The sequence below is a fragment of the Camelimonas lactis genome (assembly GCF_004342915.1).
Taxonomy (GTDB): Bacteria; Pseudomonadota; Alphaproteobacteria; order Rhizobiales; family Beijerinckiaceae; genus Camelimonas; species Camelimonas lactis.
Genome location: NZ_SLWL01000022.1, coordinates 13,619 through 34,936, shown reverse-complemented (window position 1 = coordinate 34,936; position 21,318 = coordinate 13,619). Strand labels below are relative to the sequence as shown.

Sequence of the window (21,318 nt, the reverse complement as noted above, 5' to 3'; positions counted from 1 at the left end):
AGGCTGCCCGAGGCGTGGAATCGATGCCCACGATGCCGTGGAATCCATGCCCACGATCGCGTGGAATCGATGCCCATCATCCGTGGAATCCGCACTTCGCGACGAATATGAACGGATCGAGGCCGAGCATGAAGGCGCTGACGAACTGCCCGCCGACATCGACCAGCGCCTCGGCGAGATCGAAAAGCAGCTCGAAGCTTTCGAGCGTCGTCCGGCGATCTACGATCCCGCCGACATCGCCATCGCCGGCGTTTTCGTCAGCATCGACGAGGATGGAACGCTTGCGGTCGATCGCGGCTGGGTCCGTCCGGAGGACGAGCCGGTCGAGAGCGCCGAAGGCGGAACGCCGGAGGCTGAAGCTGGCAGCGATACGGATGGTGCGGCGGCGCCTGATGTTCAGCGCGCCACCATCACCATCGATGGGCAGTCGGCCGAGCCCGAGGAAGAAGAGGACACGATCAAGCCTCTTCCCGAAAAGCTGGTGATCGAGTTGACGGCGCATCGCACCGTGGCACTGAGCGACGCCGTGGCCGCCAATCCGCATGTCGCCATGACGGCGCTGCTGCATCGGCTGGTGCGCGACCGCTTCAAGCAGTCTACCACCGGATCGACCGTGCGAGTCTCGGTCCAGGAAGTGTACTTCCGCGAGCAGGGCATCGACCTCAAGGACAGCCCCTATGCGAAGTCGGTCGCCGAGCGGCACGCGGGATGGAAGGCGGATCTTCCGACCGACGCCGATGCGCTGTGGGATTGGCTCCATGCGCTCGATGATACCAGCCGCATGGCGCTGCTGGCGCATTGCGTCTCGTTCGGCATCAACGCGCTCTATGAGCGGCCGAACCCCTTCAGCGGGACCGGCATAACGGAACAGGGTCTTCAGACCCGCATGGCGGAAGCCGACCGCCTTGCCCGCGGCACCGGCCTAGACATGGCGGAGGCAGGTTTCCGGCCGACGGCCGTCAACTATCTCGGCCGCGTCCCCAAAATCCGCATTCTCGAAGCCGTGCGCGAAGGTGCCGGTGATCGGATGGCCGACCTGATTGCCGACATGAAAAAGGCCAAAATGGTCGAGGAGGCCGAGCGCCTGCTGGCGGATACCGGCTGGCTGCCGGAGCCGCTGCGTCTTGCCGGTTCCGATGCCGATCAGGCCGTGGAACCATCGGCAGACGGCGATGGCGGTGACGAAGCGGCGCTGCCCGATTTCCTCGCAGGCGATGACGACGAGGATGCCGCGGACGACGGCGCCAGCAGTGAGGAACCCGAACATCTGGTGGCTGCCGAATAGGTCGCATCGGCGGGGTGACTCAGGTCGCCCCGCTGTCTTCCCTCCCTTGTTTCACAGCCCGGTCCCATGCCGGGCTTTTTTGTTTTGGAGAATAACGATGAAAATTCATGCCACTCTCGAATTCGACCTGGAGGACGAAAGCGGCGTCCTGATTGACGAGCGAAAGGAATATGTCTGGGCCGCAGAGGCCACCGACGATGCCATTCGTTCGCGGCTGATGGGCGCCGGATTCCTGTCCGACGACACGATGATCGGCAGCTATACGCTCGATGTCGTCGTCATCGACGGCTTCGTCGATGACGGCACGGAGGCCGGTCAGGAGGCGGTCCCGGATAGTGCCGCTCTCGCCTCCGAGGAATTCGACGGCCTGATCGACGATGCCACCCACGCGGTCAACAATCTCATCCCCGACCATGCGCTCTCCCGTCTGTCGGACGGCGAGCGCACGGCACTTCTGCACGCGATCAACGACGCGCTGACGCCGGTTCTCGGTCAGTACATTCCGATAAATCCATAAACCGCGCGGCGCTTTGAGCACATACCTTCCCGATCAACCCGGCCCGGCCATCGCGCCGGGCTTTTTCGTTTCTGGAGAAACCTCATGGCCATCCCCGACCATGCCCGCACGAACTTCAACACCCTGCTTCGCGCCGCCGGCGACGGCAATCTCGCACTCATGGAGTGCCTGGATGCCGTCACCTGCGAGCGTCGCTATGTCGTCTGCGCCGTAGGCCGCGCGGATGACGGCGATATCGTCATGACGCCGTTCGGCCATCTCGCCGACGGCAATCCTTACGATCTCTATCTGCCGCCCGATCCCGACGATCCGGCCGGTTTCATCGAGAACCCCGAAGACGGAGGTGCATCATGACGACGATCGACGAGATCTTCGCCGACGATCGCAGCAATCCTCCCGCGGAGCGTTCGCTTCCGTGGGAGGAGACGCATGGCACCGTCACCGTTGTCGTCGAGCCGAAGCCGCACTGGGCATCCGACATGAGGGCCTTCCGGCGCACGGAACAGACCTACTGCTATTATGCCGACTGGACCGAGAATGGTCGACGCGCGCGGTTCTATGGGCATATCGACACGTCCGGTGACGGACGTGATGATGAAGGCACGGACCATGCTCACGCGCGAGATCGCGGACGAACTTTGGGACTGAGAGGAAGAGTGCTGCGGGGCCGGGATGGGTTCGGACGGGCAAAGAGAGAGCGCCGTCCGGTCCTGTCCTTTTCCGCTCTCCGGAGAACCAGTTCCATGTCTACGCAAGTCGCTACTTCTCATTTTGCAACCCTCGTTCCGGATCATCGCCGCGGGAAGTTCCTGCCGACGCTGTTCGGGCATCGGCTCTTCATCGTCGCCGAGGCCGCGGTCTATACGATCATGGAGCGGCTCAGCCCCGACGACTATCGCGGCGGCTTCTGGAATTTCTACGAGCATCATGATCAGCCGCTGTTCCTCGCACCGACGTCCAGGCCACGTTACCGGATCGAAAGCGGCCTCACGGAGTTTCGTGGCGAGGTCTCGGCGGAGGCCGCCGGCATCATCGCCACGATGTTCACGCTTTCGCATCTCACCTTCCAATACGAATCCGACCTACTGGTGGAAAGCTTCCACCGCCTTCGCGACAATCTGGACGGCCATCCCGAGGCGTCCGAGATATTCCAGGCCATCGATTGAATCTCAAAAAGCGTCCTGCCGATCGGTGGGGCGCTTTTTTCATGCCGGCCACGGCCGCAATGCGAGAGCGATGAGAGGGAGAGTAGGGCCGGTTTGGCCGTGGCGGGATGAGGGTCGGGAGAGAGGCTTCCGCCGCCCGTCGCGGAGATATCGTGATGAACAGTTTCACCTTTGCGAATGCCGGCGTTCCAGTTTCGCGCGCCGTTGCCGCTCTGTTGGCCTCCCGGAAATTTCCCCTGCGCGTCACCTGCCTCGGAGAAATTGAGTATCCGGAAGACGATCCAATCTACGGTTCCTATTCCACGGTTACCACGATCGAACTGGCGCAATGCGGCTCGCTCGATGAGGCGATCGCCTTCGTCGAAGGGATTGCCCGACAGAGCCGTATCGTCACCGGCGACGACGATGCCATCGGTTTCCAGCCCCGGCTGTTTGTTGTCGTTGACGGTGAGCACCGGCAAGTGCTTGCCGGCGAGCCGTGGCAGCGCGGCATCCGATGGTGCGATCCCGTCGCCTCCGACGGCGAGGCCCGCCTTGTCGTGGCAAAGGCGAGCAAGCTGCGCGGCGAAGCCTCCCTGGAGGCCGGATGGGACAATCACAGCACCGCCCGCGTGCTTCGTTTCCGCGCCAGCGTCCTCGAAGGCCGCCTGGTTCATCCTGATTGGCGGCAGACCGTCCGGGCAGCGCTGTTCCAGGCTGCCTGACCCCGATGCCCCACCACATTCCCCGATCCAGCCCGGCCCCCGCGCCGGGCGCTTTCATTTGAGGAGTCCCCCATGCCGAAATTTGTTGTCACCGCACGCCATGATGCCCTGGTCTATTACGAAACCGTCGTCGAGGCTGCGACGCCGGAGCAGGCGCGAAGCCTCGCCAACAGCTTCATGTATGAAGGCGAATGGTTCGCTACCGGCTCTGTGTCGGAATATGACGACTTCGAAATCGACGCGGACGACGGCGTTCGCCTGCTCGAAGATGACGAGACCATCGAAGCGTTCCTGACCGTCGCGGTCACGGCCCAGGAGCGCGATGCCGTACTGGCTGGTCTCCGGCTTCTTCAGATCGCCCTTGCGCGGGGCGACATCGATCCGCCGCTCGGGAGCATCCTCACCAATGACGGCGCTCACGCCGGCCTTGATCTGACCCGGATCGACGCCCTGTGCGAACGCATCAACTGTAGGGGGCTCAAATGTACGCCACCTATCTGAGGCTCGACATCATGGTCTGGGACAGCAACCGGGCCGTCATCCGCGCCGCGCGCCGCAGGCTCGCGCGCAGCGCCCGCCGCGATCCGGCGAAGCGGGAAGCCCGCAAGCGCTTCTATCGCGAAATGCTCCGGCATCACGCCGACGCGCAGCGGCTCGTGGCCCACTTCCGCCTCTGACATAGCCGCAAGCATCCCCTCAACCTCGCCCGGCCATCGCGCCGGGCATTTGCGTTTCAGGAGCCTGACATGGCCAACTACTTCACTCATTTCTCCTGCCTGCTCGACGTCGGCACGCCCGACAATGCCGCCCGCGCGCTCGACCTTTACAACAAGCTCTCCGAGGAAGGCGCCTCGGAGGAACCGCCTTCCGAGGGCTTCCTTCTCTCGATCCAGCCCGAACATGGTGGCACTCAGCTCTGGATGCACGATGACGTCACCGGCGATCCCGAGCGTCTGATCCAGTTCGTGAAGATCTGCGCGGCCGAGTTCGGCCTGACAGGTCGTTGGGGTTTCCAGTACGCCAACACCTGCTCACGCCCGCGGATCGATGGTTTCGGCGGCGGGGCGCACGTCCTTGATCTCGCCACCGGCGAGACCGTCGCATGGACCTATACCGATGGTTGGCTCGCCCAGGTTCTCGATGAAGGTGATCCTGATGCCTGAGATCATCGAAACCCACGTCTATCGGCTGAGCGTCCCACCCAACGGTCGGGTGCTCTTGTCATGGCAGCCACGGCTATTTCCACCTCGTAGTCGGGCGTCTTTCCTCGGGACGGAGAGGGAGAGGGTTGCCGGGACGGGTTTGAGCCTGTGCGGTCGAGAGAGAGCGCTGCGCGGCTCAATCCTGTTCTGCTCTCCCGAGGTCGTTCCCATGAACATGATTTCCGCATCTGCGGCGGCTCCTGCTTCCGCGTCACTCCCGCTTGCTTCCGACACCGACACGGCCGCTTCCGTCTTCGCGGCCGCCGATCTTCTTCTTCCCCATCTCGAGCGCGGCCAGCGTGTCGATGCCGCTACGCTGCGCGCCGCAATGGAAACCGCTTTCGGAGCTTCCGATGCGGCCGGCGCCTGGGACTGGAAAACCGGCTATGACGCCTGCGAGGCCGCAACCGTCCTCTTCCTGCGCAAATACGGAAAGGCGCTTTTCCGTAAAGCCGGTTCTCCGGCTGCACGACTTTCCGCCCTGTCGAAAATCGCCAGCCTCCTGCCGACCCACACACGGCGATCCGAAGAGGCACAGACCTTCCAGCAATTCTCGACGCCGGTTCCGCTCGGCCTGGTGGCCGCGACGGCAGCGGCGATCACGCCCGCCGATCGTGTGCTGGAACCTTCGGCCGGCACCGGGCTGCTCGCCATTCTCGCCGAGATCGCCGGAGGCGCGCTTGTGCTCAACGAGCTGGCCGAGCTGCGCGCCGGCCTGCTTTCTTCCCTGTTTCCGGCCGTTTCCGTCACCCGCTTCGATGCTGCCCAGATCGACGATCATCTCGATCCCGGTCTGGTTCCTTCCATCGTGCTGATGAACCCACCATTTTCTGCCATGGCCAATGTTGAGGGTCGCATGGCCGACGCCGCCTATCGCCACGTCGCCTCGGCGCTGGCGCGTCTTGCACCCGGCGGACGACTGGTGACGATCACCGGCGCGAACTTCGCGCCTGACAATGTTGCCTGGACTCCTGCCTTTACCCGGCTGCAGGAGCGGGGTCGCGTCGTCTTCTCCGCCGCGATCGACGGCTCGGTCTATGCCAAGCACGGCACGACGATCCCGACACGGATCACCGTCATCGACAAGCTGCCCGCCGATGATCCGGCTCTCTTTCCGGCCGCTCCCGGTGTCGCGCCGGATGTTGCTACGCTGATGGGCTGGCTCGACACGCATCTGCCTGTGCGCCTGCCTGTCGATCCGTCCGTCGCGGTCCCTGTGGTCACCGCGCCCGCGCCCCGCACCGTGCGCGGCTATCTGAACCGTGCCGCTGCCGCAAGGCCGGCTCCTTCCGCGCCGCTGGCCGAGCCCGAAGCCGTGGCGCTCGAATACGAGACCGTCGACTGGCAGGCGGCCGAGGATGGCCGTATCTCCGACGCCATCTACGAGGAATACGGACTTCAGGTTATCCGTATTCCCGGCTCTACGGCGCATCCGACCAAGCTCGTGCAATCGGTGGCGATGGCGAGTGTTGCGCCGCCGAAGCCAAGCTACCGGCCACACTTACCGACCAACATTCACGGCCTGCTCTCCGACGCACAACTCGAAACCCTGATCTATGCCGGCGAGGCCCATTCCGACTATCTCGCCGGTTCGTGGACGGTGGACGAGACCTTCGATCTCGTCAGCGCGGCACCCGAAGACGCGAAGAATGCCGTGCGTTTCCGGCGTGGCTTCATGATCGGTGATGGCACTGGCGTCGGCAAGGGCCGTGAATCCGCGAGCATCATCCTCGACAACTGGATGCAGGGCCGCCGCAAGGCGGTATGGATCTCGAAATCCGACAAGTTGATCGAGGACGCGCAAAGGGACTGGAGCGCGCTCGGCATGGAGCGCCTGCTGGTGACGCCGCTGTCGCGCTTCCCGCAGGGCAAGCCGATCACGCTGCCGGAAGGCGTCCTATTTACGACCTATGCCACGCTACGCTCCGACGACCGTGGGACAAGGGTTTCGCGCGTCAAACAGATCGTCGAATGGTTGGGAAAGGACTTTGACGGAGCCATTATTTTCGACGAGGCGCACGAGATGCAAAACGCCGGTGGCGGCAAAGGAGAGCGCGGCGACGTTGCCGCATCGCAGCAGGGCCGCGCCGGCCTGCGTCTCCAGCATGCGCTTCCGAACGCCCGCGTCACCTACGTTTCCGCGACCGGCGCCACCACGGTCCACAATCTCGCCTACGCCCAGCGGCTCGGCCTCTGGGGCGGCGAGGATTTTCCCTTCGCCAACCGTGCCGAATTCGTCACCGCGATCGAAGACGGCGGTGTTGCGGCGATGGAGGTTCTCGCCCGCGACCTTCGTGCGCTCGGCCTCTACACCGCCCGCTCGCTCTCCTTCGACGGTGTGGAATACGAACTGGTCGAGCATGAACTGACGCAGGAGCAGCGGCGCATCTACGACGCCTATGCCGGCGCGTTCCAAATCATTCACAATAATCTGGACGCCGCGATGCAGGTCGCCAATATCACCGGCGACACGGGCACGTTGAACAAGCAGGCGAAATCCGCCGCCCGCAGCGCTTTCGAGTCGGCCAAGCAGAGGTTTTTCGGGCATTTGCTGACGTCGATGAAATCGCCGACGCTGATCCGTTCGATCACCAGCGATCTGGAGCAGGGCCATTCGGCCGTTGTCCAGATCGTCTCGACCGGTGAGGCGCTCATGGAGCGCAGGCTGGCAGACCTGCCGACCGAAGAATGGAACGACGTCCGCGTGGACATTACACCGCGCGAGTATGTCCTTGATTACCTTTCACATTCCTTCCCGGTGCAGCTCTATGAGCCGTTCACCGACTCGGAAGGCAACCTGTCGTCACGGCCGGTCTATCGGGACGGCCAGCCGGTCGAGAGCCGCGAGGCGGTCGCCCGCCGCGATGCCCTGATCGAGAAGCTCGCCAGCCTGCCGCCGGTTCCCGGCGCCCTCGACCAGCTTGTCCAGCATTTCGGGACCGACATGGTGGCCGAGGTGACGGGCCGCTCCCGCCGCATCGTCAGGAAACGCAGTTCCGGTGGTATCGATCGTCTCGTGGTCGAAAGCCGAGCGGCTTCCGCCAATCTGTCCGAGACGCAAGCCTTCATGGACGATGACAAGCGTGCGCTCGTCTTCTCCGACGCCGGCGGCACGGGCAGGTCCTATCACGCCGAGCTTTCGGCGAAGAACACGCGGCTGCGCGTCCACTACCTGCTCGAACCCGGCTGGAAGGCAGACAAGGCGATCCAGGGCCTTGGCCGCACCCATCGCACCAACCAGGCACAGCCGCCGCTCTTCCGGCCGATCGCGACCAACGTCAAAGCCGAGAAGCGGTTCCTCTCGACCATTGCTCGCCGTCTCGACACGCTGGGCGCGATCACTCGCGGCCAGCGCCAGACCGGCGGCCAGGGCCTGTTCCGCCCCGAGGACAATCTGGAGAGCGTTTATGCTCGCGACGCGCTGCGCCAGCTCTATCTCCTGCTGGTCCGCGGCAAGGTCGAGGGATGCAGCCTCGATCGTTTCGAAAGCGCCACCGGCCTGAAGCTGATGGATTCGACAGGCATCAAGGACGATCTGCCGCCGATCACGACCTTTCTCAATCGCCTGCTGGCGCTGACGATCGAGCTTCAGGGCATCCTCTTCACCGCGTTCGAGCAGCTTCTCGCGGCCAAGATCGAAGGGGCGGTCGCCAGCGGCACCTATGATGTCGGGCTGGAAACGCTGACGGCCGAGAGCTTCGTCGTCACCGACCGGAAGACCATCTATGTCCATCCGGGCACCGGTGCCGAAACCCGCCTTCTGACCATCACCGAGCGCAAGCGCAACCGGCCGGTCACGCTGACCGAAGCCCTTGGCCATCTGGACGATCCGCGCGCCATGCTGCTGATCAACGAGCGGTCGGGCCGCGCCGCGATGCAGATCCCAACCACGAGCGTCATGCTCGACGATGGCGAGATCGAACGGCGTGTCCGCCTGATCCGGCCGATGGAAGGGCATAACATCCCGGTGAAGCTGATGGCCGAGACCTATTGGCTCGAAGCCGACCATGATGCCTTTGCCGCGGCCTGGAACGCCGAGCTGGCCGAGGTGCCGGAGTTCACCGACGGCACCATCCATGTCGTCGCCGGCCTGTTGCTACCGATCTGGAAGCGGCTGCCACAGGAATCCACCCGCGTCTATCGTCTTCAGACCGACGAAGGTGAGCGCATCATCGGTCGCCGTGTCTCGCCGGCCTGGGCCGCAACAGCGACCACGACCGGCACGACGTCGCTAACGCCCGACGAAGCCTTCACGGCGCTGATGGACGGACGCACCATCCTCGATCTCGCCGAGGGTCTCCAGCTTCGCCGTGTCCGTGTCATGGGCGCCAACCGCATCGAGCTTTCCGGCTTCGACGACACCATGCGCGAGCGCCTGACGGCCTACGGCTTGTTCCACGAGATTATCTCGTGGAAGCTCAGGATGTTCGTGCCTGTCGATGCCAACGGGCCGGTCGTTCTCGCCAAGCTCCTCGACCGCTGGCCGGTCGAGCGCATCGGCGAGCGGGAGGCTGCGTGATGGCCCGTCACGGTGCTTCCGATCTGGCAATCCGTCTCGGCAGGCAGGCCGAGGCGGTCTGCCGCGAATATCTGTCCTCCGGCCGTCGCTCCGGCAATTACTGGCTGGTCGGGGACGTCCAGAACAGCCCCGGCCGCTCCCTCTATGTCCGTCTGAAGGACACAGCCAAAGGCCCGGCCGGCAAATGGACCGACGGCGCGACGGGCGAGCATGGCGATCTCCTCGACGTCATCCGCGAGGCGCTCGGCCTCATCGACTTCAAGGACGTAGCCGAGGAAGCGCGCCGGTTCCTCTCGCTGCCCCATCCCGAACCTTCGAGGCCGAGAACGCCGACCGGAATGACTTCAAACATTGTCATCGGTTCGCCTGAAGCGTCCCGGCGGCTCTTCGCCATGTCGCAGCCGATCGGCGGCACCCTTGCGGAAATCTACCTCAGAAGCAGGGCGATCACGTCGCTCGTCGGTGGCTCCGCGCTGCGCTACCATCCGCGGTGCTATTACAGGCCCGATGAGCATTCGCCCACGGAGATCTGGCCGGCGATTGCCGCGTCCGTGACCGATCTCGACGGCAAGCAGACCGGCGCTCACCGCACCTGGCTTTCCCCGGACGGTTCGGGCAAGGCGCCTGTCGAGACACCGAGGCGGGCGATGGGTGACCTTCTCGGGCACGGCGTCCGCTTCGGCGTTGCCGGTGAGGTGCTCGCGGCCGGCGAGGGCATCGAAACCGTGCTGTCGCCCCGTCAGGTCTTGCCCCACATGCCGATGCTGGCGGCGCTTTCGGCGGCACATCTCGCTGCCATCCTGTTCCCGGCGACACTGCGCAGGCTCTATGTCCTCAGAGATCGCGATCCGGCAGGCGATAGCGCGAGAGACAGCCTGATCGACAGAGCAGCGAGCGTCGGCATCCAGGCGATCCCGGTGTCGCCGGTCGGCGAGGACTTCAACGACGATCTGCGCTGGCGCGGCGTCGACGCCCTTCGGGCGGCTCTGAAGGACCAGCTTCATCCCGAAGACGTTAGCCGATTCATGGAGGGATGAGGACATCGGCGGGGGATGAGGTGCGGAAGGGCATCTCCACCTGCCGCCTCCATTCATCATCGGAAGCATCCTTCTCGTGTCGGAGAGAGCGGCGCCCACGGCCTTCTGAGAGGACGATCGGCTCACAAGCTGGCCGGCCAGGCAATGGCCGTGTCCCGGCTATTTTCCGCCGGCGGCGATGCCGCCTTTGCAGCGCGAAACAAAATAGCCGGAACCCGGCCATCAAGGCCCTCGCGGGAGTGCGAGGGCTGCCAGTCCGTCCTGCCCGTGAGCTTCGACGCCTGCGAAGGCCGCGATGGGCGCGGTCTCCAGACAAAGGACGCTCCCGATGACGAACGAAGACGATGATGCAGGTTTCGAGCCGGTCCACGCCTCATCTCCCACCGATCATGTCCTCACGGAACTCCAGCTCTACGGCTGGCGTCCGTTTCAGGACGAACCCGATCCTCGACCGCTGCCGGAGGGCAATACCGTCGCCGCCGCGGTCGCAGACATCTTCGACGCCCTCATCGCCACACTCGGCGACACTCGCCTCGAACCCGATCTCGAAGAGCTGCTCTGGGGAACCGTCAATCTCTTCCATCGCGCCGCCAGCCGGGTCGAACGCGAGCTTGACGACAACGAGCAGGCACAGCGCCGCCTTCAGAGAGAACAGGATGGCAGCGAGGTGAAGTCGGTCGAACTCGAACGCCTGACGGCGGAGGGGCAGACCATGATCGAGCGGCGCAACAGCATGGAACTCTTCCGTGAAGTCGCCACAGAAGCCTTCGAGCACCACACCGGCAGCGCTTGGCGGCCGCGCACCGGCTCGAAAATCAGCCACCGCAACTTGACCGCCGCGATGATCGACAGCCGCGACTTCCTTGCTGCGAAGCGCCAAGCGGAGAAAGAGGTGCTGCTGCCCGCCGGACCGAAGGTTGCCGTCTCCGGCGGCACGAACTTCAACGACCATCACCTGATCTGGGCGAAGCTCGATCAGGTCCATGCAAAGCATGCTGATATGGTGCTCATCCACGGCGGCGCCAAGACAGGCGCCGAAAAGATCGCTTCCGACTGGGCAGGCATCCGCAAGGTGACGCAGATCGCCTTCGAACCGGACTTCAAGAAGTATTCGTCGAAACAGGCGCCCTTCAAGCGCAACGATACCATGCTCGAAGTCATTCCGGTCGGCGTTCTCATCTTCGGCGGTGGCGGCATCCAGGGCAATCTCGAGGACAAGGCCCGCAATCTCGGCATTCCCGTCATGAGGTTCGACGGCGGCGCGTAAAGCGCCGCCGCTCGGCGGCTGTTTCAGCCGCCAATACTTGACGAAATCCCATTGATCTGGCTCAAATGGAGCATCCTTGCAGCAACGGTGAACTGGCATAGTCGCAGGCGGAGCGTATCTCCTGGCAGCCTGACGTGATCCTCAACCGTTCATCTGGAGGCTGTCATGACCCTGATCCTGCTCGCCATCTCCCTGACGATCGCCATGTGCGTGATCGCCTATAACTTCGCCATCTATGCCTTGCCCTTCATGGTTGGGCTTTCCGCCTTCCAATATGTTCATGGAATGGAGGCCGGTTTCCTGATGTCGGGGCTTGCTGCCATTGGCGCGGCGCTGCTTTCCGTGGCGCTGGTCATCGCCGTTGTGGGCTTTGCGAAGAACCGGGCCTTGCGGCTGATCGCGCTTGCTGTCTTCGCGATCCCTGCGACCATCGCCGGCTACGCGCTCGTCCACGGGGTCACGAAGAACTTCATCGATTCCACGGTTGCGCTGAACCTGCTCGGCGGAGCCGGTGGCCTGTTCATTGGCGTTGCGGCGCTGCTCAATCTCAACGCCCTCGGTACGGCGATCCTCTCGCGCTGAAGCGGGCGCGACCTGCTGCTTCCATGGAAAAAACCGGCGGCTTGCGCCGCCGTTTCTTTGTCACCCGCCCAGATGAGAGATGGCAGATCAGCGCGGTGTTCGTCATCCTCATTCGCGGCCTGCTTCGCCCGGCAGGGGAAGGCGGTCACCGAACGACAATCCCGCGCGATGTTACGGTCAGCACCTTCCGCATCGGTCCGGTATCCGTATAGCGGGGGGCAACCGCGAACACCTTCATGTTTCCGTCTCTCAATACTACTGGATCGTCCCTTCAGCCGGCGAGCCTGGAACGGCGCCATGTGCCTGAAACCCGATAGCCGTTACGGCTACGTCCGGACTGCCGGCCTTCCGGCTGGCGGCATGAGGTCACGGGTGAAGAGGCTCTTGCAGGCGCACCGATCTGATAAGGGTTTCAGCACGGAGCCTGGCACCACGCTGTTACCGGCAAGGACGATGGTTTGCGCCGCATATCTCCGTTTGTGCTCTCAAAGGCACCAATCCCTCCGACTGACTGATCCCCTAAGACCGTTCGGTTTCTGACCGCAACCCGCGCGGCTCCGGACCGAGTTGGCGCAAGCGCCTGCCCGCCCCACTCCGGGCCTTACGGGTCAAGCTGCCGCTTGAAACGCCAGTGCAAGCATCTCCCGACGGCCTTGGCCGGGTCTCGTCGGAGGGATGGTCCCTCCGAGGTGCAACGGAGATACGAAAATGACAAACATCGCCATTCTTGCCGGCAACATCGGCCAGGACCCCGAAACCCGCACTACCCAGGGCGGCACCAGCATCACCCACTTCACGCTCGCAACCTCGCGCCCACGCTATTCGGAAGGCCGGGTTGTCCGAGACGAGAACGGCTACCGGGTCCAGGATACCGAATGGCATCGCGTCATCGCCTTCAACGGCGTTGGCAAGACGGTCCAGGAGCATTGCAGTAAGGGCATGAAGGTACTGGTGGAGGGCCGCATCCATTACACGAAATGGACCGACCAGCAGGGCAATGACCGCTACGGCACCGAGATCATCGCCGAGTCGGTCACGTTCCTGACGCGAGCGAAGCAGACCGAGAACGGTGAAGGACAGCGCGATTTCGACGATGACATCCCGTTCTGAGCGGGGTGCCAAAGGCCCGGCGGCGCAAGCCGCCGGGTTTTCCCATGTTCGCGGCAGAACACCACCGCTTCCGCGCCAAATAATGCCGCCTCTGCTCGGGGAAGCTGAGCGCAGACGCCGCGAAGAGAGGGGTGCCTATGCTCCCTCCGCTTGTCGGTGATCGTGACCTCGGACTGTATGGATAGGCCCTCCAGCCGGATCTACCGGCCGGATCTCCTCATGAGAAGGGGGAAAGCCGCCCCTCTCATGACTCTCCCCGAAAGGGGCAGGGCGAGCCCCGCCCCCTTGACCCCCCACCCATGAAGGGGGTGGTCCACCCCCTCCAAACCTCCCCAGCCCATACGGACGCGGCGCCTGGTCGGCGCCGCGGGGCTTCTCTATCTGACTTCCGATTGTCGCATTCGCCCCTGCGGCGTAAAGGACTTCGTGGTCCCCCCAAAATGCTAACGCATTTCGGCTCCCCCACTCGCCGGCTCCGCCGGTCGCGTTGCGATCCTTGACCCCTTGGGTCGCCAATGCAGACACCTTTGCGTCAGATAACGCAAAGGAGGCTTCCATGTCTGAATTGAATTTTCTCAAGATGTATGCCGATGCTGCCGCGCTTCGGATCGACGTTCTGGTCAATCGTCTCGATTGCAACACGGCTCTCGAACGGGCGCTGCATGACTACCTCGAAAATTTCCTCGCACAATTCATCACCTACACCCGCGAGGCTTTGGCAGCGGAACGCCGCTTCATCCTCAATACCGATCCGGCCAAGGTCGCGGAACTGGACGAGGATTTCGGCAATCATCGCGAAAACTATGAATATTACTGGCGCGAGCCGAAAGGCTCGGACCTTTGGGATCATGTTCCCTGCGAGATGAAGGAGTTTCGCCTTCTGCTTGATAGGATCGAAAGAAAGCTCGGCATTCCTATCGATGCCATCGGCTTGGAACTACCGCAGCAGGAATACCCTACATCGGCTCCGTCGTCCGTTGAACACGATCCTGACGACATTGACGAGGAATGCTACGAAGACCTGCATGGTTACGATGAAGGCGAGGAATTTTCCGCAATCTATGTCTTCGTCAACGGTGACGACTGCGACAGCAAGCCGTGAGACGCAGACCAGAGGCGGCATTCGCCGCCTCTGGTCTTTGCCTCTGCGGGAGCGCTGACAGCCGGATCGACCGGCCGCCAGCACTGACGAAAGGGGGGCTGCGCCGACCCCTCTCGTCGCTCACCCCATGAGGGAAAGGCAAGCCCCTCCCTCAAACTCCCTCCCATGGGAAGGAGAGACGGTTCCCTCCTTCTCCTTCCCAAACCCATCCTCTTCTCCCGGCCAGGTCTGACTCGAACGCTGACTACGCTATGGATCGTGCCGTATTCCTGCTTCGCGGCCTGATCCACGGATGGCAAAGGAACTCGCCATCTTATCCTGCCCAGATCCGACAGTGCTGGCGGCGGCCGTCGAAATGACGAACGACACCGGAACGGGGCCAACAAGCCAAGGCACAGCGAAAGGCATCGGCAAATCATTTTCCGACTACGGCGGCAAAGACCACCCCGCTCTTTGAGACGCAACCTTGGTTTCAATCCCGGCCTTCCGCGATCAACCCATGAAGGGTCGGACTATGCGAAGCATGCCGCCGCGCGAGGCTTCGCCTCGGCGGTGATCGCGGCCGAGACCAAAACACATCAGGCGCCTGTCGAGCGGGGAATGGTCCCCGCCTCCAAACAGGAGCCGGAAAATGTCCCTTGCAGATGCCCACGCCTTCGCCTTCAGCCTCGCCGCCACCCTGATGGTCACTATCGTCGTCTTCCGCGCCGGCGACGGTACGCTCAGCGTGATGCCCGCCGCCGAATACGACGGAGAAGACGATACCGTCATCAACGAGATAGACCCGTTCGCTTGAGCCGGGCGGCGTTGGCCACCGCCTGCGGGCGGTGGCCCCGCATGGGCCACCAGGCCGGCGTTTACCGAAACCGAATCAGTTCGCGGCCGTTCGCCGGATTCGCTGAGTCAAATAGGGTTTTTCTGGATTATCACGGCAAGAACGACTAAAATAGCCGTAGTTTTGGAATGTGCGTAGGTCCATGTGGGAGGTGATCATGCATGATCACCGCCCGACAATCTCGGGCCGCGCGCGCGTTGCTTGGTTGGACGCAGGAGACGCTCGCCGACAAGGCCCGTGTATCATTGACCGCCCTCAAACGCCTCGAATCCGAAAGCGGCTTCGAGGTATACGAGACCACACGCGATCAGGTTCGTCGGTCTTTCGAAGACAACGGCATCGTCTTCCTCAATTCCGATCGTGGTGTGGGAGTTATGCTTGTTCGCGAAATTCTCTAATCCTGTCCCGACTGTAGGGAGGCGTCGTATTCGCGGCTTCCACCTCTGTTTTGCCATCACAAATCCGTTAACAAGCACCAATACATTGGATAGGGTTCAGTAGTGGGGATCGTGTGATCAAAAACTTGCTCATGGACCATCCGCCGGCTGACGCGGAGCTCACCGCCTACGACCGGGCGCATCTAAAGCTGTATCTGCGTCTTCTCGATGCGGAGGCCGATGGCGCGGATTGGCAGGAGGTTGCCGAGTTGGTCTTGCGCCTTGATCCCAGGAAAGACGCAGAACGCGCCCATCGAATCTACGCCTCGCATCTGGCTCGGGCGAAGTGGATGGCCGAGCAGGGCTATTCCAGCCTGATGCGCGCCGCCCTTCACTGACCTTCGATCCAGGTGGTGCAGAACCCGCATCACGTTACGCCACCTTCGTTGTTCCCAAAACCAAAGCAACTTGAGATCGTAGCCCTTGCATTGCCCACAGTCGTAAAGCGTATGTGGAGGTCAGGGGATGCCTGAACAACATGACTGGCGGTCCGACGCCGACTATGACTTTATTGATCGATTGACGACGTCCGAGCTTGCTTGGGAATTCCTTCGGCGAAACTTGGATTACCGGAAAGCCTACGAGAGCCTCGCTGCGCGCGGGCAACTTGATAGCGATCAGGCTCGTGCCGTCGCCGAACAATGGGGGTTGTGCTTTCGCCGCCGATCCCCGGCACACAGCACTCGATCATCCTATCTTCTGGACCCCGAATGCCGACCCTGGGGCAATTCTACTCCACAGGATGTCCCTCGCTTCAGGCGATTCCGCCGCTGCTGAGGATTTCATCCGCGCGCACTCCTTTGACCGCATCGATGCTCTCCATCTGCGGATCGACGTTGCCGGTGAACGCCTCGAAGTCACCCGTATCGATGCCCCATCCGGCGGCATCCTTGTCGCTGTTCTGATCCTCGATGCCGCCGCGTTGGATCGGCTTCATGCGCTGAGCCGCTTTTGCGCGATGCTGTTTCGCCGTCGTGTCCCCACAGACATGCGGCTGACGTCGCAGCGCCGGCGGCGTATCCGCCAGATGCTGCGCGCATTCGACGCGCGCCTGGACGGGGCGACTTACCGCGAAATCGCGATCGCCATCTATGGTGATGCGCGTATCGCCGCCGAACCATGGAAAACATCTTCTCTGCGCGATGCCGTCATAGGGCTCGTCGAAGGTAGTTTCGCCATGACCAGCGGCGGTTATCTCCAATTGCTGCGTCACCGCCATCGATCCTAACTGTTTTTGGTGAGCCGGGGGTGGGGATTTTCGTCCCCCTTAGTTCCCCATCCCCCCTGAAGGCTTCCCTCCGCCACCGTGATCGCCGTCCGCCGCTAATCCGCGGCCGCCGCCCGCAACCCCACGGAGGCCCGCCCCATGCGACCCGATCCCGTCATTTTGCCGCCGCGCTTCCTTCGCACCAAGGAGGCCGCTGAATTCCTCAGCCTCTCCGCTCGAACCCTTGAAAAGCATCGGACCTACGGGACTGGTCCTTCGTATCGCAAGCTGGGTGGGCGCGTCGTCTACGCCGTGGACGATCTTGAAGCCTGGGCCGCACTTGGCGCTGTCACCTCGACCTCCGATCCGCGTGGCCAGGTGCTGCCGGCGAAGCGCCATGCGCTGCCCGCCGTTCCGCAGCCTGGCCGCTACGCACGCTGATCGCGGCCGGTTTTTCGAATGGCGGCGCGGCATCGGTCCCTCTCGGAGCGTGGACAACTCGATCTGTTCCGGGCGCTCCCCGGCGACTTCGCGCCACGAGACGCGCAGGATCTCATGGCCTATCCCTTCTTCTCCCTTTCCAAGACCCATCGCGTCGCGCCGATCGATTTCGTCGCCGGCAATGTAACGATCCGGGTCGAGGCCGTCCCCGATCACGGCATGGCGACCATTTGGGACGCCGATATCCTGATCTGGGCGGCAAGCCAGATCGTCGAAGCCCGCGATGCCGGGCTTCGCACTTCCCGGCTGATGGCTGCCACGCCATACGAAATCCTTTCCTATGTCGGGCGTGGCACCAGCGTGCGCGACTATCAGCGCCTGAAGGCAGCACTCGACCGGCTGCAATCGACCACGGTGTCCACCTCGATCCGACAGCCGGCCGAGGGCCGTCGCCATCGTTTCTCGTGGATCAACGAATGGCAGGAGCGCACCGACCGCAACGGCCGTCCCGAGGGCATCGAGATGATCGTCCCGGACTGGTTCTACCAGGCCGTTATCGACGATGCCCTCGTGCTGACCATCGACCGCGCCTATTTCGATCTGACGGGCGGCCTCGACCGCTGGCTCTACCGCCTGGTGCGCAAGCACGGCGGCCGCCAGCGAGACGGCTGGCGTTTCGACTTCCGCCATCTCCATCAGAAATCCGGCAGCCTGTCGCCGTTCAAGCGCTTCGCCTTCGAACTGCGCGACATCATCCGGCGCCAGCCACTGCTGGGCTACAGGCTCTCCCTTGAGACCGAGATCGGCGGGCGCATGCTGCTCGCTTTCGAGCCCACTCCGACCTGTGGAAAACCTGTGGATAGCCTCGTGCTATCGGGAACCCGGACTATCGTGCTATCGGGAACCGGAGGCTCGTGCTATCAGGAACCCAAACAGGGGGTAACGCGCGGAAATCAAACACGAAATCGCGCCCTTAACTTAGAGTCTAACCAAGAATCTAACCTTAAAGAGCGCGGGCGCGATGTGGAAAACCTCATCCGCGACGCTGCCAGAAGCCTCAGCATAGCCGCGAAAAAGAGCGTTTCGGCCAGGCCGTCCGCCCCCCGACCGGCCCCCGATCTCCCCGAGACTCCTGCATCCGATCCCGAAATACCTCGGCTTCCTCTCGATCCACCGGGAGGACGCTGATGATCGTCGCGCTCCTCAATCAGAAGGGCGGCGTCGGCAAGACAACGCTGGCGCTGAACCTCGCCGGGGAATGGGCGGCACGCGGCAAGCGCGTCACCCTGATCGACGCCGATCCGCAGGGTTCGGCGCTCGACTGGTCGCAGCAGCGCAGCCGTGAGGGCCTTCCGCGCCTGTTCGGCGTCGTCGGCCTGGCGCGCGATACGCTGCATCGCGAGGCGCCTGAACTTGCCCGCGACGTCGATCATATCGTCATCGACGGGCCACCGAGGGTCGCCGGCCTCATGCGCTCGGCGCTGCTCGCCGCCGACCTCGTGCTGATCCCCGTACAGCCGTCGCCGCTCGACGGCTGGGCCTCGGCCGAGATGCTGGCGCTGCTCTCCGAGGCGCTCATCTACCGGCCGGAACTGGCCGCACGTTTCGTGCTGAACCGCTGCGGCGCCCGCACCGTGCTCGCACGCGAGACACTCGCCGATCACGATCCGCCGGTGCTGACCACCACTATCGGCCAGCGCATCGCTTTTGCCGTTGCCGCGCAATCCGGTCGCCTCGCATCCGAACTTGACGACGACACGCCGGCCACGCGCGAGATCGCGGCGCTGGCCGCCGAGATCGAGCATCTCGAAATCGGGAGGGCCGCATCATGACAGTCCTCACCGAAACCGTGCTAACCGGCGATTGCCGCGATCTCATGCCGGCACGCGGCCCGTTCGACTTGATCCTGGCCGATCCCCCTTACGGCGACACATCGCTTGCCTGGGATCGTCGCGTCGCCGACTGGATCACGCTCGCTCGCGTGGCGCTCACACCCACCGGCTCGCTCTGGGTATTCGGCTCGCTGCGCCATTTCATGGCGACCGCCGACCAGTTCGCCGATGCCGGTTTGCAGATCGCCCAGGAGATCGTCTGGGAGAAGCAGAACGGATCGTCGTTCCACGCGGACCGCTTCAAGCGCGTGCATGAACTGGCCGTCCAGTTCTACCCGGCCGAGACCGCCTGGCGCGACATCTACAACGACGTCCAGACCACGCCGGATGCGACGGCGCGCACCGTGCGGCGCAAGATGCGCCCGCCGCACACCGGCCATATCGATGCCGGTCACTATGTCAGCCATGACGGCGGGCCGCGCCTCATGCGCTCGGTCATCTACCTGCGAAACTGCCACGGCCGTGCCATCCACCCGACCGAGAAACCGTCGGCGCTCATGGAAATCCTGATCCGAACAAGCTGCCCGGAGGGCGGGCTTGTCGGCGACTGGTTCGCCGGATCGGGCGCGGCCGGTGAAGCCTGCCGGCTTACCGGCCGACGCTATCTCGGCTGCGAGATCAGACCCGACATGGCGGAGAAGGCGCGCGCCCGGATCGCATCGGTGCTGCCGTTCGACGGGAGGGCCGCGCCATGAGCAAGCGTCCCGCCCGCAAAGGCTTCGCCTCCCGGCCTGCCGATCCCGACCAGTGGATCAGGGCTGCCGACGCGCCGCCCCGCAATGGTGACGCCGGCGGTTTCACCGCCCGGCTGACCATCAACGTGACGCCCGAGCTGCGCGGCAGGATCAAGATCGCTGCCTTCCGGCGCGGCGTCACCGTCGCCGACATGCTGCGCGATCTCTTCGCTCGTGAATTCCCGCCAACCCAAGGAGACCCCTCATGACCGGCAATGCGGCTCCCCGCTTGCGCGGCGGCCCGTTGCCGTCCGCAGGCTCTACCGACGATATGACCCATGTCGAGCTGACATGGATCGAGAAGAAGGTCGAATACTGGATCAGGTTCGGCCGGGAATCCGGCGAACTGATCCTCGATCGCCGCCGTCGCGTCATTTCTTTCCGCCCAAACAGCATCTTCGCCTTCGCCCGCTGGGCCGGCAACGATTTCGGCACGATCATATCACGCATCGACATCGTGCGCGCCGTCGAGCCGGGCGAAACCTATCAGACGCTGCCCTTCGTGCGTCCCGGTGGCGAGATTCTGCTCAAGATCGAGGGCTGGCCCAAGGTCGAGGACGTGCTGCGCCACATCGATGCGATCGAGCGTGTCGGCATCGACGCCTGCGACGTCGCCCCCGATCACTGGCGCCATATCGCTCACCGAATGCAGTCCGGCGAGACTCCACGCTCCTACACGATGGAGCGTCATCAGGCGTGGCTCAAGCGGCGGGAGATCGGCCGATGACCCGCTTCGGCTACGTCATGGTGACGTATTTCGCGGCGATGGGCGTCGCCATCGCTGCGTTCATCCCGACATCCACCAAGCTGATCTGGAACGCCACCGAAAGCGCGCCGATCGGCTTCTACACCATCGCGCCAGCCGATCGGCTGGAGGTGCCCGAACTGGTCGCCGTCATGCCGCCCGAACCGCTCGCCGACTTCATGGTGGAGCGCGGCTATGTCGGCCGCGGCGTGCCGCTGCTGAAGCGCGTCCTTGGCTTGCCCGGTCAGCGCGTGTGCCGCAGCCGCGACCTGATCACGGTCGATGGGATCGAGATGGGCGAAGCGCTCGACCGCGATCGCCTCGGCCGCGCGCTGCCCATCTGGCAGGGCTGCCGCGTCGTCGCGGATGACGAGCTTTTCCTGATGAACTGGGAAGTCCGCGACAGTCTCGACGGCCGCTATTTCGGGCCGCTTCCGGCCTCCACCGTGATCGGCCGGGCAATCCCTCTCTACACCGACGAGGACGGCGAAGGCCGCTTCGTCTGGCGCGCGCCGACGCGGTGACGGCGCAAGTTT

The 21,318-nt window shown here is 63.7% G+C and carries 26 protein-coding genes and 1 pseudogene; all 27 read left to right on the top strand.

Annotated features, from left to right (window positions below; translation table 11 throughout):
• Nucleotides 1-1,285: pseudogene (locus EV666_RS16695) on the top strand (chromosome partitioning protein ParB); the annotation flags it as partial.
• A gap of 97 nt (nucleotides 1,286-1,382) precedes the next feature.
• Entirely contained in the window at nucleotides 1,383-1,802 is a 420-nt protein-coding gene (locus EV666_RS16690) for a hypothetical protein (RefSeq protein ID WP_097143179.1), read from the top strand.
• Between the two features lie 84 nt (nucleotides 1,803-1,886).
• On the top strand, nucleotides 1,887-2,156 hold the full coding sequence (locus tag EV666_RS16685) for a DUF6117 family protein (protein ID WP_132010590.1): 270 nt from the start codon (nucleotides 1,887-1,889) through the stop codon (nucleotides 2,154-2,156).
• Between the two features lie 389 nt (nucleotides 2,157-2,545).
• Nucleotides 2,546-2,968 carry an antirestriction protein gene (locus EV666_RS16675; RefSeq protein WP_097143177.1) on the top strand — a complete coding sequence of 141 codons (423 nt, stop codon included), beginning with the start codon at nucleotides 2,546-2,548 and terminating at the stop codon, nucleotides 2,966-2,968.
• Nucleotides 2,969-3,123: 155 nt separating this feature from the next.
• On the top strand, nucleotides 3,124-3,672 hold the full coding sequence (locus EV666_RS16670) for a hypothetical protein (protein WP_097143176.1): 549 nt from the start codon (nucleotides 3,124-3,126) through the stop codon (nucleotides 3,670-3,672).
• A gap of 72 nt (nucleotides 3,673-3,744) precedes the next feature.
• Entirely contained in the window at nucleotides 3,745-4,173 is a 429-nt protein-coding gene (locus tag EV666_RS16665; protein WP_097143175.1) for a hypothetical protein, read from the top strand.
• A complete protein-coding gene (locus tag EV666_RS16660) occupies nucleotides 4,155-4,349 on the top strand; it encodes a hypothetical protein (protein ID WP_097143174.1) in 195 nt (64 codons plus the stop codon). Before EV666_RS16665 ends, EV666_RS16660 begins: the two co-directional genes overlap by 19 nt.
• A gap of 69 nt (nucleotides 4,350-4,418) precedes the next feature.
• Entirely contained in the window at nucleotides 4,419-4,835 is a 417-nt protein-coding gene (locus EV666_RS16655; protein WP_097143173.1) for a hypothetical protein, read from the top strand.
• A gap of 208 nt (nucleotides 4,836-5,043) precedes the next feature.
• Entirely contained in the window at nucleotides 5,044-9,393 is a 4,350-nt protein-coding gene (locus EV666_RS16650; protein ID WP_132010588.1) for a bifunctional class I SAM-dependent methyltransferase/DEAD/DEAH box helicase, read from the top strand.
• A complete protein-coding gene (locus EV666_RS16645) occupies nucleotides 9,393-10,430 on the top strand; it encodes a DUF7146 domain-containing protein (protein ID WP_132010586.1) in 1,038 nt (345 codons plus the stop codon). Before EV666_RS16650 ends, EV666_RS16645 begins: the two co-directional genes overlap by 1 nt.
• Nucleotides 10,431-10,758: 328 nt before the next feature.
• Nucleotides 10,759-11,697 (top strand): DUF2493 domain-containing protein, encoded by a 939-nt coding sequence (locus EV666_RS16640; protein WP_132010584.1) that lies wholly within the window; start codon nucleotides 10,759-10,761, stop codon nucleotides 11,695-11,697.
• Between the two features lie 165 nt (nucleotides 11,698-11,862).
• Complete coding sequence (locus tag EV666_RS16635; protein WP_132010582.1) at nucleotides 11,863-12,279, top strand: hypothetical protein; 417 nt, start codon at nucleotides 11,863-11,865, stop codon at nucleotides 12,277-12,279.
• Between the two features lie 708 nt (nucleotides 12,280-12,987).
• The gene (locus tag EV666_RS16630) at nucleotides 12,988-13,389 is read left to right on the top strand and encodes a single-stranded DNA-binding protein (RefSeq protein ID WP_125301529.1); all 402 of its coding nucleotides are present in this window, start codon (nucleotides 12,988-12,990) and stop codon (nucleotides 13,387-13,389) included.
• 556 nt (nucleotides 13,390-13,945) lie between these two features.
• Complete coding sequence (locus EV666_RS16625) at nucleotides 13,946-14,491, top strand: hypothetical protein (protein ID WP_132010580.1); 546 nt, start codon at nucleotides 13,946-13,948, stop codon at nucleotides 14,489-14,491.
• A 292-nt stretch (nucleotides 14,492-14,783) separates the two neighbouring features.
• Nucleotides 14,784-14,948 (top strand): hypothetical protein, encoded by a 165-nt coding sequence (locus EV666_RS18350; protein ID WP_165910063.1) that lies wholly within the window; start codon nucleotides 14,784-14,786, stop codon nucleotides 14,946-14,948.
• Nucleotides 14,949-15,122: 174 nt separating this feature from the next.
• A complete protein-coding gene (locus tag EV666_RS18345; protein WP_165910062.1) occupies nucleotides 15,123-15,287 on the top strand; it encodes a hypothetical protein in 165 nt (54 codons plus the stop codon).
• Nucleotides 15,288-15,487: 200 nt separating this feature from the next.
• Nucleotides 15,488-15,724, top strand: a complete 237-nt coding sequence (locus EV666_RS16620; RefSeq protein WP_097143166.1) for a helix-turn-helix domain-containing protein — start codon at nucleotides 15,488-15,490, stop codon at nucleotides 15,722-15,724.
• Between the two features lie 113 nt (nucleotides 15,725-15,837).
• Nucleotides 15,838-16,101, top strand: coding sequence for a DNA -binding domain-containing protein (locus EV666_RS16615; protein WP_425359574.1), 264 nt, complete (start codon nucleotides 15,838-15,840; stop codon nucleotides 16,099-16,101).
• Nucleotides 16,102-16,228: 127 nt separating this feature from the next.
• A complete protein-coding gene (locus EV666_RS18910) occupies nucleotides 16,229-16,540 on the top strand; it encodes a transcriptional regulator domain-containing protein (protein WP_376884951.1) in 312 nt (103 codons plus the stop codon).
• On the top strand, nucleotides 16,506-16,991 hold the full coding sequence (locus EV666_RS18830) for a DUF2285 domain-containing protein (RefSeq protein WP_097143164.1): 486 nt from the start codon (nucleotides 16,506-16,508) through the stop codon (nucleotides 16,989-16,991). Before EV666_RS18910 ends, EV666_RS18830 begins: the two co-directional genes overlap by 35 nt.
• Nucleotides 16,992-17,129: 138 nt before the next feature.
• Nucleotides 17,130-17,411 carry a helix-turn-helix transcriptional regulator gene (locus EV666_RS16605; protein WP_097143163.1) on the top strand — a complete coding sequence of 94 codons (282 nt, stop codon included), beginning with the start codon at nucleotides 17,130-17,132 and terminating at the stop codon, nucleotides 17,409-17,411.
• Nucleotides 17,412-17,429: 18 nt separating this feature from the next.
• On the top strand, nucleotides 17,430-18,599 hold the full coding sequence (locus EV666_RS16600) for a replication initiator protein A (protein WP_132010578.1): 1,170 nt from the start codon (nucleotides 17,430-17,432) through the stop codon (nucleotides 18,597-18,599).
• Entirely contained in the window at nucleotides 18,599-19,243 is a 645-nt protein-coding gene (parA, locus tag EV666_RS16595) for a ParA family partition ATPase (RefSeq protein ID WP_132010576.1), read from the top strand. The genes EV666_RS16600 and parA overlap by 1 nt, the downstream gene beginning before the upstream one ends.
• The gene (locus EV666_RS16590) at nucleotides 19,240-19,998 is read left to right on the top strand and encodes a DNA-methyltransferase (protein ID WP_097143160.1); all 759 of its coding nucleotides are present in this window, start codon (nucleotides 19,240-19,242) and stop codon (nucleotides 19,996-19,998) included. The genes parA and EV666_RS16590 overlap by 4 nt, the downstream gene beginning before the upstream one ends.
• Nucleotides 19,995-20,246 carry a hypothetical protein gene (locus tag EV666_RS16585; RefSeq protein WP_132010574.1) on the top strand — a complete coding sequence of 84 codons (252 nt, stop codon included), beginning with the start codon at nucleotides 19,995-19,997 and terminating at the stop codon, nucleotides 20,244-20,246. The genes EV666_RS16590 and EV666_RS16585 overlap by 4 nt, the downstream gene beginning before the upstream one ends.
• Nucleotides 20,243-20,764: a DUF2840 domain-containing protein gene (locus EV666_RS16580; RefSeq protein WP_097143158.1), complete on the top strand. Its 522-nt coding sequence runs from the start codon at nucleotides 20,243-20,245 to the stop codon at nucleotides 20,762-20,764. The genes EV666_RS16585 and EV666_RS16580 overlap by 4 nt, the downstream gene beginning before the upstream one ends.
• Complete coding sequence (locus tag EV666_RS16575; protein ID WP_097143157.1) at nucleotides 20,761-21,306, top strand: S26 family signal peptidase; 546 nt, start codon at nucleotides 20,761-20,763, stop codon at nucleotides 21,304-21,306. Before EV666_RS16580 ends, EV666_RS16575 begins: the two co-directional genes overlap by 4 nt.
• Nucleotides 21,307-21,318: the final 12 nt, after the last annotated feature.

Excerpts from the sequence above, each read along its gene's own strand:
- EV666_RS16690 (WP_097143179.1), top strand. The coding sequence starts at position 1,383 with ATGAAAATTCATGCCACTCTCGAATTCGACCTGGAGGACGAAAGCGGC.
- EV666_RS16685 (WP_132010590.1), top strand. The coding sequence starts at position 1,887 with ATGGCCATCCCCGACCATGCCCGCACGAACTTCAACACCCTGCTTCGC.
- EV666_RS16675 (WP_097143177.1), top strand. The coding sequence starts at position 2,546 with ATGTCTACGCAAGTCGCTACTTCTCATTTTGCAACCCTCGTTCCGGAT.
- EV666_RS16670 (WP_097143176.1), top strand. The coding sequence starts at position 3,124 with ATGAACAGTTTCACCTTTGCGAATGCCGGCGTTCCAGTTTCGCGCGCC.
- EV666_RS16665 (WP_097143175.1), top strand. The coding sequence starts at position 3,745 with ATGCCGAAATTTGTTGTCACCGCACGCCATGATGCCCTGGTCTATTAC.
- EV666_RS16660 (WP_097143174.1), top strand. The coding sequence starts at position 4,155 with ATGTACGCCACCTATCTGAGGCTCGACATCATGGTCTGGGACAGCAAC.
- EV666_RS16655 (WP_097143173.1), top strand. The coding sequence starts at position 4,419 with ATGGCCAACTACTTCACTCATTTCTCCTGCCTGCTCGACGTCGGCACG.
- EV666_RS16650 (WP_132010588.1), top strand. The coding sequence starts at position 5,044 with ATGAACATGATTTCCGCATCTGCGGCGGCTCCTGCTTCCGCGTCACTC.
- EV666_RS16645 (WP_132010586.1), top strand. The coding sequence starts at position 9,393 with ATGGCCCGTCACGGTGCTTCCGATCTGGCAATCCGTCTCGGCAGGCAG.
- EV666_RS16640 (WP_132010584.1), top strand. The coding sequence starts at position 10,759 with ATGACGAACGAAGACGATGATGCAGGTTTCGAGCCGGTCCACGCCTCA.
- EV666_RS16635 (WP_132010582.1), top strand. The coding sequence starts at position 11,863 with ATGACCCTGATCCTGCTCGCCATCTCCCTGACGATCGCCATGTGCGTG.
- EV666_RS16630 (WP_125301529.1), top strand. The coding sequence starts at position 12,988 with ATGACAAACATCGCCATTCTTGCCGGCAACATCGGCCAGGACCCCGAA.
- EV666_RS16625 (WP_132010580.1), top strand. The coding sequence starts at position 13,946 with ATGTCTGAATTGAATTTTCTCAAGATGTATGCCGATGCTGCCGCGCTT.
- EV666_RS18350 (WP_165910063.1), top strand. The coding sequence starts at position 14,784 with ATGGCAAAGGAACTCGCCATCTTATCCTGCCCAGATCCGACAGTGCTG.
- EV666_RS18345 (WP_165910062.1), top strand. The coding sequence starts at position 15,123 with ATGTCCCTTGCAGATGCCCACGCCTTCGCCTTCAGCCTCGCCGCCACC.
- EV666_RS16620 (WP_097143166.1), top strand. The coding sequence starts at position 15,488 with ATGATCACCGCCCGACAATCTCGGGCCGCGCGCGCGTTGCTTGGTTGG.
- EV666_RS18910 (WP_376884951.1), top strand. The coding sequence starts at position 16,229 with ATGCCTGAACAACATGACTGGCGGTCCGACGCCGACTATGACTTTATT.
- EV666_RS18830 (WP_097143164.1), top strand. The coding sequence starts at position 16,506 with ATGTCCCTCGCTTCAGGCGATTCCGCCGCTGCTGAGGATTTCATCCGC.
- EV666_RS16605 (WP_097143163.1), top strand. The coding sequence starts at position 17,130 with ATGCGACCCGATCCCGTCATTTTGCCGCCGCGCTTCCTTCGCACCAAG.
- EV666_RS16600 (WP_132010578.1), top strand. The coding sequence starts at position 17,430 with ATGGCGGCGCGGCATCGGTCCCTCTCGGAGCGTGGACAACTCGATCTG.
- parA (WP_132010576.1), top strand. The coding sequence starts at position 18,599 with ATGATCGTCGCGCTCCTCAATCAGAAGGGCGGCGTCGGCAAGACAACG.
- EV666_RS16590 (WP_097143160.1), top strand. The coding sequence starts at position 19,240 with ATGACAGTCCTCACCGAAACCGTGCTAACCGGCGATTGCCGCGATCTC.
- EV666_RS16585 (WP_132010574.1), top strand. The coding sequence starts at position 19,995 with ATGAGCAAGCGTCCCGCCCGCAAAGGCTTCGCCTCCCGGCCTGCCGAT.
- EV666_RS16580 (WP_097143158.1), top strand. The coding sequence starts at position 20,243 with ATGACCGGCAATGCGGCTCCCCGCTTGCGCGGCGGCCCGTTGCCGTCC.
- EV666_RS16575 (WP_097143157.1), top strand. The coding sequence starts at position 20,761 with ATGACCCGCTTCGGCTACGTCATGGTGACGTATTTCGCGGCGATGGGC.